Annotated in this window: 2 protein-coding genes; both read left to right on the plus strand. The window is 74.2% G+C overall.

Annotation, left to right across the window (positions count from 1 at the left end):
- Positions 1 to 1240, plus strand: a 1240-nt coding sequence (locus B7767_RS37405) for an aldehyde dehydrogenase family protein (RefSeq protein ID WP_085575881.1), incomplete at its 5' end; no start/stop codon positions are given.
- Between the two features lie 16 nt (positions 1241 to 1256).
- On the plus strand, positions 1257 to 1565 hold a 309-nt coding region (locus tag B7767_RS37410; RefSeq protein WP_179167460.1), incomplete at its 3' end, for an alcohol dehydrogenase catalytic domain-containing protein.

Here is a 1565-nt window from a genome sequence, read left to right on the forward strand (position 1 = left end):
CGCCCGCGCCGCCCTCCCCGCCTGGGCCGCCACCCCGCCCGCCGAGCGCGCCGCCCGCCTGACCGCGCTGCGGGACGTGCTCGTGGCCCGGCAGGACGAGATCGCCGGGACGGTGACCGCCGAACTCGGCTCGCCCCTCAAGCTCTCGCAGACGGTCCACGCGGGCGTGCCGATCGCCGTGACCGGCTCGTACGCCGAGCTGGCGGCGACGTACGCCTTCGAGGAGAAGGTGGGCAACTCGACGGTCCTCCACGAGCCCGTCGGCGTGGTCGGCGCGATCACCCCCTGGAACTACCCGCTCCACCAGATCGTCGCCAAGACCGCCCCCGCCCTCGCGGCCGGCTGCACCGTCGTCGTCAAGCCCGCCGAGGACACCCCGCTGGTCGCCCGGCTGTTCGCGGAGGCCGTGCACGAGTCCGGGGTCCCGGCGGGCGTGTTCAACCTCGTCACCGGCCTCGGCCCGGTGGCCGGGCAGGCCCTCGTCGAGCACCCCGGCGTCGACCTGGTCTCCTTCACCGGCTCCACCGCCGTCGGCCGCCGCATCGGCGCGATCGCGACCGGCATGGTGAAGAAGGTCGCCCTCGAACTCGGCGGCAAGTCCGCCAACGTCATCCTGCCCGGCGCCGACCTGGCCCGCGCGGTCAACGTCGGCGTCGCCAACGTCATGTCCAACTCCGGCCAGACCTGCAGCGCCTGGACCCGCATGCTGGTCCACCGGGACCGTTACGACGAGGCCGTGGAACTCGCCGCGGCCGCCGCCGCGAAGTACGGCGACCGCATCGGCCCGCTCGTCAACGCCGCGCAGCGGGAACGCGTACGCGGTTACATCGAGAAGGGCGTCGCCGAGGGCGCCCGGCTGGTCGCGGGCGGCCCCGACTCCCCGCACGAGAAGGGCTACCACGTCAGCCCCACGGTCTTCGCCGACGTCACCCCGGAGATGACCATCGCCCAGGAGGAGATCTTCGGCCCCGTCCTGTCGATCCTGCGCTACGCGGACGAGGAGGACGCCCTGCGCATCGCCAACGGCACCGTCTACGGCCTGGCCGGTGCGGTCTGGGCCGGTGACGAGGCGGAGGCGGTGGCCTTCGCCCGCCGCATGGAGACCGGCCAGGTCGACATCAACGGCGGCCGCTTCAACCCGCTGGCCCCCTTCGGCGGTCACAAGCAGTCCGGTGTGGGCCGCGAACTCGGCGCCCACGGCCTGACCGAGTACCTCCAGACCAAGTCCCTCCAGTTCTAGGGGAGTCGTATCCGCCATGGCCGTACGTGCCGCCGTTCTGCCCGCCGTCGGTGCTCCGCTGGAGATCACCGGGATCGACCTGCCCGAACCCGGCCCCGGCCGGGTCCGCGTCCGGCTCGCCGCCGCCGGGGTCTGCCACTCCGACCTGTCCCTGTCCGACGGCACCATGCGCCTGCCCGTCCCGGCCGTCCTCGGCCACGAGGGCGCCGGCACGGTCGTCGCCGTCGGCGAGGGCGTCACCCATGTCGCGCCCGGTGACGGCGTGGTCCTCAACTGGGCGCCCTCCTGCGGCACCTGCCCCGCCTGCGCGCGCGGCGAGGTCTGG

Origin of the sequence: Streptomyces sp. 13-12-16 (assembly GCF_002114215.1) — a bacterium.
Lineage (GTDB): Bacteria > Actinomycetota > Actinomycetes > Streptomycetales > Streptomycetaceae > Streptomyces.